Here is a 16,314-nt window from a genome sequence, read left to right on the forward strand (position 1 = left end):
GGCTGAGCGGCGGCGGCTGCGTGAGATGGCGCGGTCCGCTGAAGCGGGCTGGGTGGAGCGCGATCGGGTGGAGATGGTGCAGCTCGCTGCCGAGGGTTGGAGTGCGCCTCGCATCGGGGCGCACCTGGGCTGGAGTGCTGCGACGGTGCACCGGGTGCTACGCGCCGCCCTACAGCCCCGAACTCAACGACATCAAGTCCGTCTTCGGCGTCCTCAAGGGCCACGAGTTGCCGGAGCGCAGCTACAGCACCCTGGATGAACTCCTGGCCGCTGTCAGGCGCGCCCTGCGCCGCTACCACCTCCGCGTGCGGCGCAGGTAGACAGCATTGATGTCCGGGGGCTTAGCAGTCGGATTACTCCCCGCATGACCGGCCCCGTGCTCAAGACAAGCGGCCTCACGCGCCCCGCGCTGCGCCGATGCGGGCAACTGCGTGGTGACGAAGCTGAAGAACCCCGCCGCCACGGCGAAGACCCTGCATGCGCTCGGGTTCGCTGCGGTGAAGACGTACTGGAAGGGCACTGCGCTCGATAAGGACCGGGCGTTGACTCTCGCCCGCCGGGCAGCCGGGCACGAGAGTCCCGACCCGATGATCAAGCTCGTCAGGAAGCTCGCTGCGTTCGGCAAGAACGTCGCTCCGTTCGGCTCCGTAGCCGACTTGGTCGAGTTAGCGATCCAGTTCGAAGTCGAACCCGACGCGGAATGGAGCAAGAGCGGTTGGGACACCGAGACGGTCGCCCGGTGCGCCCACGAAGCCATGCGGCTTGCCACGCAGCGCGACGGCACTGTGGACTTCGACGACATGATTTTCGTCCCCGTGGCGATGAAGATGGTCCACCCGAGGTACAACCTCGTGGTGATCGACGAGGCACAGGACATGAACCTGACCCAGCTCCTGCTTGCCCAGAAGCTGGTCCGCAAGGGTGGGCGAACGGTGGTCGTGGGCGATGACCGACAGGCCATCTACGGGTTCCGCGGCGCGGACTCGAAGAGCCTTGACCGGCTCAAGAGCGAGTTGAGCGCCGTCGAGTTTCCCCTCACGACGACCTACCGCTGCCCGAAGAAGGTAGTGGCCCTCGCCCAGCAGCTTGTGCCCGATTACAAGGCAGCAGACACCGCCCCTGCGGGCATTGTTCGCGACGTGTCGGAATCGAAGCTGGCCGAGGTAGCCACGCCCGGATGCTTCATCCTCAGCCGCAAGAATGCGCCGCTTGTCTCGACGTGCATCAAGCTCCTCAAGCGGGGCAAGAGGGCGAAGGTCGAGGGGAAGGACATCGGGCGCAGTCTCCTAACCATCGTCAAGAAGCTCGGCGGGACGACCATCGAGAGTTTCCTCTCCAAGCTCGCAGCCTGGGAAGAGCGTGAGACGCAGCGCACTCGCCTGGCGGCAAAGGATCCAGAGCCGGTCATCGAGCGCATCGCAGACCAGGCTGGAATGCTCGTGGCACTCTGCGAGGACCTACTCACGACGAAGGAGCTGGAGTCCCGCATCGAGAACCTCTTCGACGATGCCGCCGAAAGCACCCAGCCTCTCATCATTTGCAGTTCCGTCCACAAGGCCAAGGGGTTGGAGCGAGAGAGAGTGTTCCTCCTCAAGGACACGTTCAGCCGAACCGGGACGGAAGAATGCAATATCGAGTATGTTGCGATTACACGCGCAAAGCATGAGCTGGTCTGGGTGGTCAACCAACGCAAAGATCAGTTGATTTGAAGGAAGGAGAGGCAGTGGCGGAACCAAGCCGCGAGCTTTGCGAGCGGAGTGGCTGCGCGTAACTGCCTCACCGTCCGCTCCAGGCCCCCGGACATTCGTGCTGCCTACCTGCGCCGCACTCGAAAGTGGTAGCGGCGCAGTAACTGCTCGCCGGGCCCCGTCGTGACGAGAGGGGCCGCGACGTGAGACCTCCGGGTCAAAAACCTGGAGGTGCACATGGAGAAGGAGTTGGAGCAGTTCCGGCAGGAGGTGGAGAGGCTGAGGGCCGGGCGCAAAGCAGGCTCGAGCCCATTCCCGGAGCCGCTGCGCGCGTTCGCGGTGCGCTACCTGGCGCATGCCCTGGATAAGGGCGACACGCTGAAGGCGGTGGTGGGGAGGCTGGGGGTGTCGGAGCCGACGTTGCAGGCGTGGAGGCGGGGGCAGACGCCCGGGGGCAAGAAGACGCAGAGCAGTGAGCAGGGGGCCGCGCCGCTCAAGCCCGTGGTGGTGCACCCGCCGAAGCAGCACGCGCCCTCGCCAGTGGCGACTACCTTTGGACAACAACCTGGTGGAGCGGCAGCTGCGCGACATGGTGGTGGGCCGCAAGAATCACTACGGCTCCAAGTCGCTGCGCGGCACCGAGGTGGCGGCCCTCGTCTACTCGCTGATTGAGACGGCCCGCCTGCGCGGTGAGGACCCGGGGCGCTACCTGCTGCACGCTGCGCTCGCCGCCATCGAGACTCCCGGCACCGTCACGCTCCCGTCCAGCTCCGACTGACACCACCGCGCCCATCGAAGCCGGGCGGGGGCTCATCCACGCCCCGTCCAGATGGGGCGCGGCGAGCTGTTACCCATGGGCTTCCCTGGTGGTCTCCGCATTCCTGGAGTTGAGTCAGTCCATGCGAAAACTCCTCCTCCTCTGCTTGCCGCTGTTCGCCTGTGTGACGACGAAGTCCGTCCCGGTCCCGGCTTCTGCCGACTCCAGCGCGTTGCATCAGGTGAAGCGGGTGAAGGTGGCCGAGGGGGTCGAGCTCGAGCTGCTCGACTTCGGAGGCCAGGGACCCGCGCTCGTCTTCCTGTCGGGCCTGGGCAACACGGGCCACGTGTTCGACACCTTCGCGCCGGAGTTCACCGCGGCCCATCACGTCTACGCCGTCACCCGCCGGGGGTTTGGCTCGTCGAGCTGGCCCGAGCAGGGCTACGACACCGCCACCCTGGGTGAGGACGTCGTCCGGGTGCTGGAGGGGCTGGGAATCGCGAAGGCGTCATTCGTGGGCCACTCCGCCGCCGGGCCAGAGCTCACCTGGGTGGCAACCCATCACCCGGAGCGCGTGGAGAAGGTGGTCTACCTGGACGTGAGGACCAACGGTGACCTGCTGGCGGAGCTCCTTTCGGTCCTGCCCATGCCTCCTCCGAGCGAGCCCGCTCCCGAGGACGTGGCCTCACGCGCCGCGCTCGCCGCCGCGCTCGCGCGTGACGTCGGAGGAGCGTTCCCCGCGCACGAAATCGACGAGACGAACGAGTTCGACCCGAAGACCGGGCACTACCTGCGCGGCCGCAAGTGGCCGCACGCGGAGGAGCTAGTGATGAAGGGTTTCTCGAAGGTGGACTTCGCGGCCGTGACGGCGGCCGTGCTCTTCCTCTACGTGGATCAGCCTCGGTCCGGGCGGGCGGAGGACCTCCCAGGCTTCTCCCAAATGGACCTTCCCGTGCAGGAGAAGTTGAGGACCCTGAGCGCCAGGGCGCTCCAGCGGGACGCCGAAATGCTGAGCGTGATGAGCATGCCGAACTGGAAGGGCATCAAGCTCGAGCACGCGCGGCACTACGTCTGGCTCACCAACCATGACGAGGTGCTGCGCGAGATGAAGACCTTCCTCGAGACATTTTGAAAGGGCGGCGAAGGCGCGCTGGATGAGCGCATCTCCTGTTTCCACACTTCGAGCAAGCGAACACGTCCAGCGCTTTCCGTCCTGCGTAGCAGCCTGGCGAGAGTCCAATCGTGGTGTGCGCTCCTTCTTCGGCTCCTCACTCGTCGCGGCAAGGGACGGGCTCTCTTCCTCCGGCTCCGGCCTCGCCCCTGCTTGGGGGAAATGGCTCGCCTGCGCGGTGAAGACCCGGGATGCTACCTGCTGCGCGCCGCCCTTGCCGCCATCGAGAATCCCGGTACCGTCACGCTCCCGGCCAGCTCCGACTGACGCCACCGCGCCGTGTTTCAATGCCCGGCGGGCTCATCCGCGCCCCGTCCAGACGGGGCGCGGCGAGCTGTTACGCGGCGCAGGGCTCGCCTGACAACGGTCATGAGTTCATCCAGGGTGCTGTAACTGCGCGCGGGCATCTCGTGGCCCTTGAGGACGCCGACGACGGGCTCGATGCTGTTGAGTTCGGGGCTGTAGGGCGGCGCGAAGCACCCGGCGCACCGTCGCAGCACTCCAGCCCAGGTGCGCTCCGAGGTGAGGTGCACTCCAACCCTCGGCAGCGAGCAGGACCATTTCATCCGCTCGCGCTACACCCAGCCCCCTTCAGCGTTCCGCGCTACCTCGCGCAGCCGCCGACGCTCAGGCTCGGACACCTGCAGCAAAAGCCCCATGCCGCAGGTGTACAACATTCATGTCCGGAGGCTTAGGCGGGCCGGTCCCGCTGCTGGGCAATCACCTCGCGCATGCTCGTCGGCGCCCGCCCGAGCAACGTCCGCAGGGTCGGATCGACGGCCGCGAACTCGCCATGGTGGCTCGCGCGGTAGAGGCCGAGCGATATGGCGAGCGGGCGCGCGGGCATCTGGCTCGCCGTGAGCTTCGCCGCCATCTCCTCCTCCGATACGAGGCTTCGTCGCAGCGGCCGTCCGAGGATGCTCGACGCGAGTTCGCACAGCTCCCCGAAGTCGAGCGCCTCCGACGCCGTGAGCGGCGGCGTCGGTCCGTCGAACCGGCCCTCGTTCGCCAGGATGACCGCGGCCGCCTCCGCGAGATCCGCGTGCGTGGTCCAGGAGACCTTGCCATCCGGCGGCGCCTCGAAGACGCCCGTCCGCAGGCCCTTCTCCAGCAGGAACATCGCGCTCGAGGCGTAGAACCCATTGCGAAGCGAGGTCCACGCCAGGCCGGACTCGCCCAGCATCCGCTCCGTCTCCGCATGGTCGAGCATCGGAGGAAACGCCGACGTACGGCTCGCGCCCATGTGGCTCGTGTACACGATGCGCCGCGCACCGGCGGCCCTTGCGGCCTCGATGGCGGAGCCATGCTGGGCGAGCGGATCGCCGCCGGTGGCCGCCGCGTTGGACGACACGATGAGGACCTGGCTCGCACCCTCGAAGGCATGCGCCAGGCTCGTCGGCTCCGCGAAGTCGCCTTCGCGCACCCGGACGCCGCGCGCCGCCAGGTCCTGCGCCTTCCGCAAGTCCCGGACACTGACGGCGACCCGGTCCACCGGAACGCGGGTGATGAGCTTCTCCACGATGAGACTGCCGAGCTGCCCGGTCGCTCCGGTCACGACGATCATTTGAGGGCCCCTTTTTCGTTACCACTGGAAACCAGATTCAATTACCAGCGATAACGTAACCGCCGATATCATCGTTAGCAAGCAGCTGATATCGCCGCTAGCAGGCCGCGTGTTATGTCCGCGCCATGGAGGACCGCGAGAAGGCCGCTGCCGAAGACGCCGAGGGAGCCGACGTGCGGGAGCGCATCCTCACGGCCGCCGCGGAGCTCATCTCCACCGGGGGGCCGGATGCCGCGACCACCCGTGCCGTGGCGGCCGCCGCCGGGGTGCAGGCGCCGACGCTCTACCGGCTCTTCGGTGACAAGCGGGGGCTGCTCGCGGCCGTCGTCGACCACGAGCTGAGGAGCTACGTGGCGAAGAAGGCCGCGCGCAAGCCGCACCCCGACCCGCTCCAGGACTTTCGTGACGGCTGGGACATGCACATCGCGTTCGGGCTCAGCCATCCCGGGCTGTTCGCGATCATGAGCAGCGATCCGCATCCAGCCCTGCAGACCCCTGCCGTCAGCGATGGAAATGACGTCCTGCGGCGGCGCATCCGGAACATCGCGCTCGCGGGCCGGCTGCGCGTCAGTGAGGAGCGGGCCCTGGGCCTCGTGACGTCCGTGGGCACCGGGGCCGTGCTCACGCTCCTGCGTCAGCCCGAAGGACAACGCGACCCCGGACTCGCCGAGGCCGCGCGAGAAGCGGTCGTGGCCGCGATCACGCGCGAGGCGGCTCCACCGGCGAACACGGAGGTCCGCGCGGTGGCCGCGACGCTGCGTGCCTCCCTGGACCGCACCCGGGTCCTGAGCCAGGGCGAGCGCGCGCTGATGCGCGAGCTGCTCGAACGCATCGCGGACTCTGAGTAGCCTCCCGCCTCTCTCGACGTCCCGCTGGAGCGCTTACATGAGCCAGGGTCTTCGCACCGCCGTCGTGTCGTTGGGCCTGTTCCTCGCGCTGTCCGCCCCGGTGGCCCGGGCGGATGGCCTCTCCGTGATTCCCTATGGCGACAACTGTTGGGGCACCGGGACCGACGCGGACCGGGATGGGCTCAACGACGACTGTGAATACCAGGTCGCGAAGTGGTTCATGCCGCTGTTCTGGTTCGACAGCGGTGAGAGCGGCATGGAGCGCCGGCCGTACTACGCCGTCAAGAGCCAGGCCTTCGCCACCCGCACGCTGCGCATCTTCTACCTGGACACCTTCTTCGAGGACACGGGCGTCACCACCGGACATGACGGCGACCCCGAGTTCCAAGTCTTCGAGGTGCACTACTCCGCGGGCCGCTGGTACCTGGACCAGGCCTACCTGTCCGCGCACCGCAAGAGCTCGTGTGACTCGTCGGCCTGGTACGCGTTCGACCAGCTCGAATATGACCTGAGCGACTCGCGCAATGGCTATCGCGGATGGCCCGTCCTCTACATGGCCGAGGACAAGCACGCCGCCTACAACTCCCTGACCACGTGCGACAAGGGATGCTTCCTCCAGGACTACTGCAGCCGCACCACGGCCCAGTACCTGGACACCACCACGAACAAGCTCGCCTCGCGCAACGTGGGCTCCACGGCCGTGCAGCTCATCAACCCGGTCGTCCTCAACGGGAAGACGGAGCGGTTGCTCGACGACGTGGACTTCACGGGCTGGGATGACCAGTGGTACCGGCCCAACTCCCAGGGCTACCGCCGCCACCTCAACGACTTCGGCTTCTGACGCGCGCGCGGTTTGGGTCAGCCCATGTCCCCCGGGACCGGTGGAGGTCACGAACGCAGGAGGTGGCTCGGCGGCGCGCTGTTGCTGCTGATCAGTGGCGTCTTCCTGGCGGTCGGAGTGGCCCGGGTGGGGCTACGGGAAGACGTGCCGCCGGCCCCACCAGACACAGCCAGGGTGGCCCCCGAGCCGGTGGCGCCGGGCCCCGTCCTGCCTGGGCAATCACAGACACCGCCTCCCGAACGCATTCCGCCCGCCGCGACGGGAGAGGCCCTCTCCTCCGCGCTCAACGAGGAGCGGGTGGTGCTGGCTTCGAGCGCCGTCATCGAAGGGATCGACACGGACCGCCCCTGGGTGTGCACGGGCGAAGCGATGACGCTGTCCGCGCGCGTGGCGGGCACGCCCGAGCCGGACGCCGTCATGCGTTGGGTGTGGCCGGGTGCGGAGACGGGGGCGGAGCTGCACCCTGGAGCCCGCCTCCCGTGGCGCGCACCGGCCACCCCTGGCCGGTACTTCGTGCGCTTCCAGCTCTGCAAGGACCTGGGGGGCCGGCGCGTCGGCGTGCTGGCGGAGCGGGTCGCCGCCATCGACGTGCGCGCGTGCGGCCAGGACGAGGGACAGGCCCGCGCCCTTCGCATCGAGGCCACCCAGCAGGGCCCCTCGGCCTTCGCCTTCCGGGCGGTGTCACCCCACCCCGCCACCACGTACGCATGGGACTTCGGGGATGGAAGCTCCGCCGCGACGACGGAGCCCACGGCCACGCATGCCTATGCGCTCCCCTCCCCTGGCGAGCCGGACGTCCGTGTCCTCACGGTGCGGCTGTCCGCCCGTGGTGACGGAGGGGAGCGAACCGCGACGGCGTTCGTGCAGCTCCGGGGACCGCCTCCTTCCGATACGCCGCCGCGGGCGAGACTCCAGATGGAGCGGGTGGTCGCACGCACCGCGGACGAGGGCTGGAGGAGCAAGGTCCAGGTCGACGTGCCGGAAGGCAGCGCTGTCACGTGGGAGCGCGTGGAACGCCTCACCGTGAGCTGGGACGACCAGGTGGACGTCCAGACCCATCCGTGGCGCGAGCTCATCACCGTGGAGGAGGACCTGGGACGTGGAGGCTTCCGGGGCCACGTCACCGTGCGGCTGTCCGACGTGCGGCCGGAGGTGAAGCAGATCAGCGACGTCCTCCACGGGCGCGACACGACGGGCGAGGAGGTGTCGTTGTCCTGGTCCGCCTTCAAGGCCGAACCCGCACGTCCGTCACCCCTTCCCGCTGAACGGCCGCCAGCGAAGTAGTGGATTGCCCACGGCTCACCTGGCGGACGGTCCTGCGCGACGCCCCAGCCTGGACGCGCCCGCTACGGCATCGGACGGGAACCCGCGGAGGGGGCTTCAGGAACCGCGGGCCAGCCGTTGGGCCAGGTGATGGCATCGACGAGCATGACCCGGGCCGTGTGGGCGCTGTTCCACGCGTGGTAGACCATGACCGTGTCCCCGCCGGGGCCGGTGACCACGGAGTTGTGGCCGGGGCCCACCCAGCCGCCCGCCGTCTTGAGGATGGGGTTGCCCAGCTTCGTGTAGGGCCCCAGCGGGCTCGTGGCGCGGGCCACGCCCACGGCGTAGGTGCTGTTGGCGTACGAGTTGCCGCTGTAGAAGAGGTAGTAGTAGCCGCCCCGCGCGACGACCCACGGTGCCTCGACGACGCCGCCCTCCCAAGCGAGGGTATTGCTCATGAGCGTGCGGCGCGTGCCGGTGAGCGACAGACCATCCGCCGACAGCGTCTGGCCATAGAGGGGCGTGGACTGCCCCACCGCGTTTCCGTCCGCCTTCCACACCAGGTACGGCACGCCCGCGGTGTCTTGGAAGAACGTGGCGTCGATCATGCCCATGCCCGCGTCATGCACCAGCGGCTGCCCCAGGTCCGTGAAGGGCCCGAGCGCGCTGGTGGCTGTCGCGGCGCCGATGGACAGCTTCCCGTCCTGGTGGCGCGCGGTGAAGTACGCGATGTACCGCGAGCCCACCTTGTGGATCTCCGGCGCCCAGTAGTCTCCCGTGGCCCACGTCGGACGGCGCGCGGAGGGGAAGATGTTGCCCGCGGCCGTCCAGGTGACCAGGTCCTTGGACGTGCGCAGCGGGAACGCGTTGGCCGCGCCCCCCGACGTGCAGGCCGCGACGTACTGTGTGCCGTCGTGGATGACGCCAGGGTCCGCGCAGTCCACGGGCACCACGGGGTTCTGGTAGAGCCCGCCACAGCCCGTGTAGCGCAGCGCGACGCCACACGCGTTGCTTCCGCTGAAGTACGGCGCCCAGTCGTTCGACAGCACCGTGTACGAATTGGGGGACGCGTTCGTGCAGCCCCGGTCCCACGTCACGCGGCCGCCCACGTCGTCGTACTGGGCCGGGTGCCCCGCGGGGTGCAACCACGCCGACCCGTACGTGACGCGCGTCGCGCAGCTCGTCGCGCCGGTACAGTCCGTGGTGTCGAGCGCCATCACGCAGGCGTCACGCCCGGTGAAGTACGGCTTCCAGCCGTTCGACAAAACAGCGTAGGAGTTGGTGCCTTCGTTGACGCAGCTGCCATCCCACGTCACCAGCCCGCTGGCGACGTCGTACTGCTCCGGGTGCCCGGGGTGGATCCACCGGTCCCCGTAGGTGATGCGTGTACTGCACGCGAGTGCCCCGTGGGACGTGCCCACGGGCGCCTCGTCCACGAGGGCTCCGTCGGAGCGCTCCTCACCACAACCCGCCGCGAGCGCGGAGAGCGCCCCGGCGAGGACGGCGGCGGACAACAACGAGGGGTTCTGCATCGATGACCTCCAGGGTGATGAAATCGAGGAGGTCATATCTATCAGGTATTACAGGTTGAAACCCATTCACACCATCCCCCCGAAGGGTCAGCGCACCTCGAATTCGTAGATGCGCGTCGCCGGGTCGCCGTTCTGGGACGGCGTGGTCACGTTGAGCCGCACGTAGCGCGCCGAGGTGGCGCTGATGGCGTGGGTCGAGGTGTTGGCGGTGTTGTTGGTCACCGTCACCGGGGTGCTCCAGGCCGTACCGTTGCTGGAGGTCTGGAGGGTGAAGGCCCGGGTGTTCCAGGTGCTTGCTTCACCGCCCGCGCCAGCGTGCTTGACGGTGAAGCTGCTGACCGTCTGCACCGAGCCGAGATCCACCTGCAGCCACGCAGCAGCGGCCAACGAGCAGAACTTGTCGGTGGTGCCGCCGGAGACGCTCCCATTGACTGCCTTGGCCGGCGTTTCGGTGCTGTTGCACGCGGTGGAGCCGGTCGCCGGCTTGTTGAGCGCCAGGTTGGCGAAGCCGGAGCCGACGGAGACGGTCTGGGTCTTGGTGTGGCTGGCGCCGCCGTTGTCGGTCACGGCCAGGCTGACGTTGTAGTTCCCGGCGCTGGCATAGACACGGCTGGGGTTGGTGGCGGTCGAGCTGCTGCCGTCGCCGAAGTTCCAGCTGCGCGAGGCGATGGTGCCGTCGCTGTCGCTGGAGGCGTCGCTGAAGGTCGCGGTCAGTCCGCTCACGGTGACGCCGAAGTTGGCCACCGGCGGCGTGTTGCCGCTGACCGCGGTGTTGATCGCCGCCGCGTACTGCGCGCTCGTGCCCTGCGCCGCGCACGCCTGGATGTCGTCGTAGAGCCACATGAAGCCGCCGTTGATGCCGGCGGTGCTCTTCCAGTTGCTCATCTTGCTCTGCACCGTGGCCGGGCTGTCGCCGCTGGCGCAGCCGGAGCCGTGGCGCGACCACAGGCCCGGGTCCACGGTCATGCCCATCGCGGTGTTCCAGCTCGCCGGGTTGTTGCCGGCGCCGCCGTCGTACACCTGGAGGTAGATGCCGTCGACCGCGCTGCCGAGGTTGTCCTTGAGGCTCCGCCAGAAGGTCTGCTGGGTGTAGGGCGCGAAGGTGATCTTGAACCCCAGGCCCATCAGCATCTGCCCGAACTGCGTGGTCGGGGCGAGGTCGTAGGCGCTCTCGTCGTCGAAGTTGACCGCGTTGGCGCCGGTGGCGGTCTTCAGCGCCTGGAAGTTGCGGTACAGGATGCTGTTGCTGCCGGTGCCGCAGACCAGGGTGCTGCCGCAGCCAGTGGCGGTGCCATTGACCAGTCTGGCCATGCGCTCGAAGTCGGGAACACTCCAGGCGCCAATGGACACCTCGATGCGATTGACCGAGGTCGGCGCGGTCTTGAGCGTGGCCAGCCGCGTGGGCCACGCCGGGTCGCCGATATAGGCACCATTCTTGACCACCGGGATGTCGTTGTAGACGAGGTCGCCGTTGTCCTCGATGTGGAAGCTCCACAGGATCACGGTGGTGAAGCCCGAGTTGCGCAGGTCGTTCATCACCGCGGTGCCGCCGGAATAGAACGGCCCACCGCCGTAGATGGCTGAATCGGCCAGGGCCGCCGGCGCGGACGCGGCCAGGGCGAGTGCAAGGCAGGACGCGAGCTGCTTCGACTTCGGCATGGTGTGCTCCCCTGTCGCCAGTCCTGGCGACGGGTAGACATTGCGAGCGCCGAAATCAGGAAGTCAATTTCATTCAGACAAACTGGAATATACTGCAATCTGTGTGCGCCGGGTCTTTACGGCAGCGCGAGCCGGAGCCGGCCGCGAAGCCCTAATCGCGGAAGTGCGACTCCGCGATGGAGGCGGCCCAACAGCAGGCGTCCTCTCCCGCCTCGCCGGTGGGGAGCGTCGTGTGGAGCGGGGCGCCAGCCTTCACGTCCTCGAAGAAGAAGAGGTTTCGCGGGAGGAGGACGAGCGCACGGTCCGCCTTGCGCGTGCGCAGGGTGAGTTGCACCAGCGCCGGGTCGGCCACATCCGCGGGTCCCTTCGGGAAGAAGGCTTCCCGCTTCGGAGGAACGCGCGAACCCTCTGGGATGCAGCCGCCGTCCTCCGTGGAGACCTCGACCTCGCGCACGCGGCAGCCCTTGCCTTCCGCGAAGTGGAACACCGCCCGCACCTGGGTGAAGTAGCAGTCGGGGGTGCCGCAGTCCTCGCCATGGACATCCGCCATCACCGACAGGCGCACCTTGTTGCCGGGCAGGGACTCCACCATGCCGCTGCGCGCGTAGCGCTGGAACAGAGGGGCCTGGGCGCAGGTGGACGGCACCGGAGCGGCGGGCTTCGCATCCGCCGCCCGGGGAGCTTCGCCAGGCAGGGACAGCAGGAGCGCGAAGAGGGCCGGAGCGTGCTTCAGGGACATGGATGGATTCATATCAGGCTCAATCCACCGTTTGACGCGCTCCGCGCTTGCGAGCACGGTTCGGAGCCGCGAGGTGAACATCATGAAACGGGTCGCACTTCTTCTCTCCCTGGCCGCCGCGGGCTGCGCGTCCAACCAGCGGCCGGCCAGCGCGGATCGCTATCTCCTGACGGGCACGCGGCTCTATGTGGCTCCGGACGCGCCCCCCTTGGACGACGCCTGGGTGGTCGTGAGCGGCGGGAGGATCGAAGCCATGGGTCCCGCATCGGTCGCTCCGCCTGCCGGAGTGCGTCGCGAGGACGCCTGCAGCGGAGGGGTCATCACCGCCGGATTCCAGAACAGCCACGTCCACTTCACGGACGCTGCGTTCGCCGGAGCCGTCAGCCGGCCGCGCGACGAGCTTCAGCCACCGCTGAGCCGGATGACCACGCGCTTCGGCTTCACGACGGTCGTCGATACTGGCTCCGACCCCACGAACACCGTGGCCCTTCGCCAGCGCATCGAGCGAGGCGAGCTGCTGGGGCCGGCGATCCTCACCGTCGGCTCCCCGATGTATCCGCAGAACGGCATCCCCTTCTACCTGCGGGACCTGCCGCCCGCGCTGCTGGCGCAGCTTCCGCAACCCGCGTCGGCTGAGGAGGCCCGCGCCATCGTCCAGAACAGCTTCGAGACCGGCGCGAAGGGGACCAAGCTGTTCGTTGCCACGCCCCAGGGGGGTGGTGAGATCCGGCGCATGGCCGTGGACGTCGCGCGCGCCGCGGCGGACGAAACCCACAAGCGGGGTGGCCTGGTCATGGCGCATCCCACCGATCCCGAGGGCGTGAGCGCCGCCGTGCAGGCAGGCGTTGATGTGCTCGTGCACACGACCATCGATTCGCCGAAGATCGGGTGGAGCGCGGAGCTCGTCGGCCAGATGGTCGCGCGTCACGTCTCCGTGGTGCCGACGTTGCAGCTCTGGGGGTACGAGCTCGCCAAGGCGCACGTGCCAGCCGACGTGCGCGACCGCCTCGTGGGGGGCGCCGAACAGCAGCTCGCGGCGTTCTCCAGCGCCGGTGGCCAGGTCCTGTTCGGCACCGACGTCGGGTACATGTCGGACCTGGATCCAACGCAGGAATACGCCCTCATGGCCCACGCGGGACTGACACCGATGCAGATCCTCGCGTCGTTGACCACTGCCCCCGCTGCGCGCTGGAGCGCCGCCGAACGCCGTGGCCTCGTCAAGCCGGGCTTCGACGCCGACCTCGTGGTGCTCAACGGGGATCCCGCCATGGATGTCCGGCGGTTCGCCGACGTGAAGTGCACGATTCGAGCGGGCAAGGAGCTCTTCGTTCGCACCTCCGCCGAGTAGCGGATTGCCACGATTTCCCAGGCGGCATCTCCGGGGCGAGCATCCGCACTCCCCACGCGGAGGTTCCCTGGTGATGTCCACCGAGGAAGCCACCCGGGTGTGCCAAGAGGGGCACCCGGACGGCGAGCAGGCCCAGACCGCCAAGGGTTGAGCCGCCTCCACGGTGGCCATCCGGGCGGTGAGCCCCTGCGCGGCGGGCCTGCTCGTGCGCGAGGCAAGGCGCCTTCGTGCATCGGGCGCCCTCCATGCTCACCTACGAGGGGTGGATCCACCCCTCCAAGACAGACTGGGGGCTCTCCGCATCCCCCTCTCGATCGCGTTCTGGACCTTCTTCGGGCTGTCCAGCGTGGTGCTGTTCCTGGGCGCGCTCCTGCTGTGGGCGCTCACCCGCCCGTTCGACGCGAACGGGCGCGTGCTTCACCTGTACTCGTGCTTCTGGGCGCAGCTGTATTTCTACGTGAACCCGATGTGGCACCTGCGCGTGGAGGGCCGCGAACGCCTGCCCAGGAAGGGCGCGGCGGTGCTGGTGTCCAACCACGAGTCGCTGGCGGACATCCTGGTCCTCTTCGGTCTCTACCGGCCGTTCAAGTGGGTGTCCAAGGAGGAGAACTTCAAGCTGCCGCTCATCGGCTGGAACATGCGCCTCAACCGCTATGTGCCGCTCATCCGCGGTGACCGCGCGAGCATCATGCAGATGATGGTCGCATGCCGGCGCTGGCTGGCGCGCGGCGTCCCCATCCTGCTGTTTCCCGAAGGCACCCGCTCCCGGGACGGCGAGGTGAAGGCTTTCAAGGACGGCGCCTTCACGCTGTCCATCCAGCAGCACTGCCCCATCATCCCCGTGGTCCTCACCGGCACCGCGCGGACCATTCCGAAGCACGGGCTCGTCCTCCGGCAGGCGGTCCACGCGCGGGTGCGAGTGCTGGAGCCCATCGACCCGGAGGGCTTCGCCGGGGATGTGCACGCCCTGCGCGACCACGTGCGCCAGGTCATCGTCAGCGAGAAGGCGCACATGGAAGCGGAGCGTTGAACCTCGCGCGCGGCCTTCAGTTCCGGACCACCGCCACGTCGTCCACCTGCAGCCAGGTGTCACCCGCGTTCGCCCAGGTCCCGGCGTACACCTCCACGCTGTGATTGGCGCCGGAGTTGAAGGTGACGGACTGGAGCGTGTAACCGCCCTGCGGCTGCGTCAGGTGCACCTCGTTGAGGATGGGACCGGCGTTGAGCACGCGCGCGCCGAAGTAGCCGTCGTTCTGGGTGGAGGACGTCTTCACCCAGCCAGTCAGTGTGTAGACGGTGTTGGGCGTCACCGCGACCTCCTGCTTGAGGGCGTTCCAACCGGTGTTGTTGCGCACGAAGCCGTTGTTGGCGCCGGTGCGCGCGAAGCCCAGCCCCCGATCGACACCGCCATTGCCCTGCACGGACCAGGGTGACGTGGCGGTGGAGGAAGGCTGCTGTTCGAAGCCGCCCTGCGCCACCAGGTTCGAGCCCCGGGTAAGGCTCACGTCATCCAGCTGCGCCCAGGTGTCGCCCGCGTCCGCCCACACGCCGCTGTACACCTCCACGATGGAGTTGGCGCCGGAGTTGAAGGTGACGGTGCGCTCCGCCCACGACGGCAGCGAGCCGAACTGCGTCTCCGCCAGGATGGGGCCATTGCCCGCGGCGCGCGCGCCGAAGAAGCCCCGGCTGGTGTTGGACGAGGAGCGCAGCCAGCCCTTGAGCGTGTAGTCCGTGTACGGCTGCACCACGACACTCTGCTTGAGCGCGTTCCAGCCGCTGGCGCCCCGCACGAAGCCGTTGTCCTGGCCCGAGTGCGCGCCGCCCAACGCCCGGTCGATGCCGCCCGCGCCCGCCAGGTACCAGGGCGCCATCGTCGGCGTCGCGCCTTGTGTCTCGAAGCCCGGCTCGGACAGCAGGTTGTTGCCGTCCGTGTCGGCCGTGAGCGTCGCGCGCATCAGGAACGTGTTGTAGGGCGTCCACTGCGAGGTGATGAAGTACAGCTCGCTGGCGCTGTTGCCCCATGGGTGGATGAAGCCATTGTAGATGCCAGGGAAGGCGGCACCGGTGGCCAGCAGCTTCTCCCCGCTCCAGGGCCCGGTGGGCGTGCCCGCGTCGCGCAGCACCACGGCTTGCCGGTGCTCGTTGAGATAGGTCATCAGGAAGCGGCCCAGCGCCGCGTTGTAGGCGACGGACAGCTCCCCCGCGATGCCGATGACCACCGGCCGCGCCGCCGCCTGGGACGCGGACCAGCCGTTGCCGTCCCAGTACCGGTACGCATTGATGTCCAGCAGCGAGCCCTCCGGCACGCGCGCCAGGTGCACGTTGCCGAAGCGTCCGTTGGGCGTGGCGTACAGGTAGACGAAGCCGCCGTTCTTCACGAAGGCGCCCATCTGGAAGGGATTCGTGAAGGACGCGTTGTTCGCCCAGCGCGCCGTGGGGTGCTTCACCCAGCTCTGCCCGTTGTCGTCCGAGTACGCGATGCCTGCGTGATTGGTGATCCACTGCCCCGGATCGCCCCAGTGCTTCACGGACATGTAGTGGATGAAGTGGCGCGTCCCGACGCTGACGCCCGCGGTGGGGATGACGGTAATCTCATCGTTGTCCACCTTCCGGGACGCCAGCACCTCCTTCGCGTGGCGGGGGCCGTCCTGCACCATCGTGGTGAAGGACAGGCCGTTGGACAGCGTGGTGTCCGCCGAGCGCGCCAGCACGTTGCTGCGCCAGCCGCCACCGCACCCACCGTTGCCGCACCAGCCCGCGCCGAAGGTGTCCCCGAACAGGACGAACACCTCGCCGCCGCCCTTGTCCCAGACGATGCCCAGGTCCGTGCCGTACACCTCGTAGTTGGTGTGCGTCTGGTTCGGGTTGGGCAGCGCCTCCCCCGAAGGCGTGGCCCCCGTCACC

Annotated in this window: 15 protein-coding genes; 9 read left to right on the forward strand and 6 right to left on the reverse strand. The window is 68.4% G+C overall.

The window, feature by feature from the left end; genetic code table 11:
- Window positions 1-73 precede the first annotated feature (73 nt).
- From D7X32_RS46590 to D7X32_RS07045, 4 genes are all read left to right on the forward strand, one after another.
- Window positions 74-259 (forward strand): helix-turn-helix domain-containing protein, encoded by a 186-nt coding sequence (locus tag D7X32_RS46590; RefSeq protein ID WP_369333678.1) that lies wholly within the window; start codon window positions 74-76, stop codon window positions 257-259.
- 172 nt (window positions 260-431) lie between these two features.
- The gene (locus D7X32_RS07035) at window positions 432-1,709 is read left to right on the forward strand and encodes a UvrD-helicase domain-containing protein (protein WP_120601730.1); all 1,278 of its coding nucleotides are present in this window, start codon (window positions 432-434) and stop codon (window positions 1,707-1,709) included.
- Between the two features lie 532 nt (window positions 1,710-2,241).
- A complete protein-coding gene (locus D7X32_RS07040; protein WP_158625619.1) occupies window positions 2,242-2,466 on the forward strand; it encodes an IS66 family transposase in 225 nt (74 codons plus the stop codon).
- 121 nt (window positions 2,467-2,587) lie between these two features.
- Window positions 2,588-3,577 (forward strand): alpha/beta fold hydrolase, encoded by a 990-nt coding sequence (locus D7X32_RS07045; RefSeq protein WP_244238882.1) that lies wholly within the window; start codon window positions 2,588-2,590, stop codon window positions 3,575-3,577.
- 414 nt (window positions 3,578-3,991) lie between these two features.
- Here D7X32_RS07045 and D7X32_RS47800 read toward each other — a convergent pair whose 3' ends face one another.
- Together D7X32_RS47800 and D7X32_RS07050 are read right to left on the reverse strand one after the other, a co-directional pair.
- Entirely contained in the window at window positions 3,992-4,177 is a 186-nt protein-coding gene (locus D7X32_RS47800; RefSeq protein ID WP_158625620.1) for a helix-turn-helix domain-containing protein, read from the reverse strand.
- Window positions 4,178-4,307: 130 nt separating this feature from the next.
- Entirely contained in the window at window positions 4,308-5,180 is an 873-nt protein-coding gene (locus D7X32_RS07050) for an NAD(P)H-binding protein (protein ID WP_120601732.1), read from the reverse strand.
- Between the two features lie 125 nt (window positions 5,181-5,305).
- Here D7X32_RS07050 and D7X32_RS07055 point away from each other — a divergent pair, with 125 nt between their 5' ends.
- The 3 genes from D7X32_RS07055 to D7X32_RS07065 all read left to right on the forward strand — a co-directional run bounded on the left by D7X32_RS07055 (window position 5,306) and on the right by D7X32_RS07065 (window position 8,153).
- Window positions 5,306-6,028 (forward strand): TetR/AcrR family transcriptional regulator, encoded by a 723-nt coding sequence (locus D7X32_RS07055; RefSeq protein ID WP_120601733.1) that lies wholly within the window; start codon window positions 5,306-5,308, stop codon window positions 6,026-6,028.
- 37 nt (window positions 6,029-6,065) lie between these two features.
- Window positions 6,066-6,869 (forward strand): hypothetical protein, encoded by an 804-nt coding sequence (locus D7X32_RS07060; RefSeq protein WP_120601734.1) that lies wholly within the window; start codon window positions 6,066-6,068, stop codon window positions 6,867-6,869.
- Between the two features lie 174 nt (window positions 6,870-7,043).
- Window positions 7,044-8,153, forward strand: a complete 1,110-nt coding sequence (locus D7X32_RS07065) for a PKD domain-containing protein (RefSeq protein WP_120601735.1) — start codon at window positions 7,044-7,046, stop codon at window positions 8,151-8,153.
- Between the two features lie 62 nt (window positions 8,154-8,215).
- On the opposite strand, the gene D7X32_RS07070 is transcribed toward D7X32_RS07065, so the two are convergent.
- The 3 genes from D7X32_RS07070 to D7X32_RS07080 all read right to left on the reverse strand — a co-directional run bounded on the left by D7X32_RS07070 (window position 8,216) and on the right by D7X32_RS07080 (window position 12,062).
- Complete coding sequence (locus D7X32_RS07070) at window positions 8,216-9,664, reverse strand: glycoside hydrolase family 43 protein (protein ID WP_120601736.1); 1,449 nt, start codon at window positions 9,662-9,664, stop codon at window positions 8,216-8,218.
- Window positions 9,665-9,751: 87 nt separating this feature from the next.
- Window positions 9,752-11,323, reverse strand: a complete 1,572-nt coding sequence (locus D7X32_RS07075) for a PKD domain-containing protein (protein WP_120601737.1) — start codon at window positions 11,321-11,323, stop codon at window positions 9,752-9,754.
- A 151-nt stretch (window positions 11,324-11,474) separates the two neighbouring features.
- Window positions 11,475-12,062, reverse strand: a complete 588-nt coding sequence (locus tag D7X32_RS07080; protein WP_120601738.1) for a hypothetical protein — start codon at window positions 12,060-12,062, stop codon at window positions 11,475-11,477.
- 82 nt (window positions 12,063-12,144) lie between these two features.
- Between D7X32_RS07080 and D7X32_RS07085 the strand changes: the two genes are divergently transcribed.
- On the forward strand, window positions 12,145-13,410 hold the full coding sequence (locus D7X32_RS07085; RefSeq protein ID WP_244238886.1) for an amidohydrolase family protein: 1,266 nt from the start codon (window positions 12,145-12,147) through the stop codon (window positions 13,408-13,410).
- Window positions 13,411-13,759: 349 nt separating this feature from the next.
- Entirely contained in the window at window positions 13,760-14,440 is a 681-nt protein-coding gene (locus tag D7X32_RS07090; RefSeq protein ID WP_208752341.1) for a lysophospholipid acyltransferase family protein, read from the forward strand.
- 16 nt (window positions 14,441-14,456) lie between these two features.
- Here D7X32_RS07090 and D7X32_RS07095 read toward each other — a convergent pair whose 3' ends face one another.
- The gene (locus tag D7X32_RS07095; protein WP_244238883.1) at window positions 14,457-16,313 is read right to left on the reverse strand and encodes a glycoside hydrolase family 183 protein; all 1,857 of its coding nucleotides are present in this window, start codon (window positions 16,311-16,313) and stop codon (window positions 14,457-14,459) included.
- Window position 16,314: the final 1 nt, after the last annotated feature.

This window comes from Corallococcus carmarthensis (assembly GCF_003611695.1).
Taxonomy (GTDB): domain Bacteria; phylum Myxococcota; class Myxococcia; order Myxococcales; family Myxococcaceae; genus Corallococcus; species Corallococcus carmarthensis.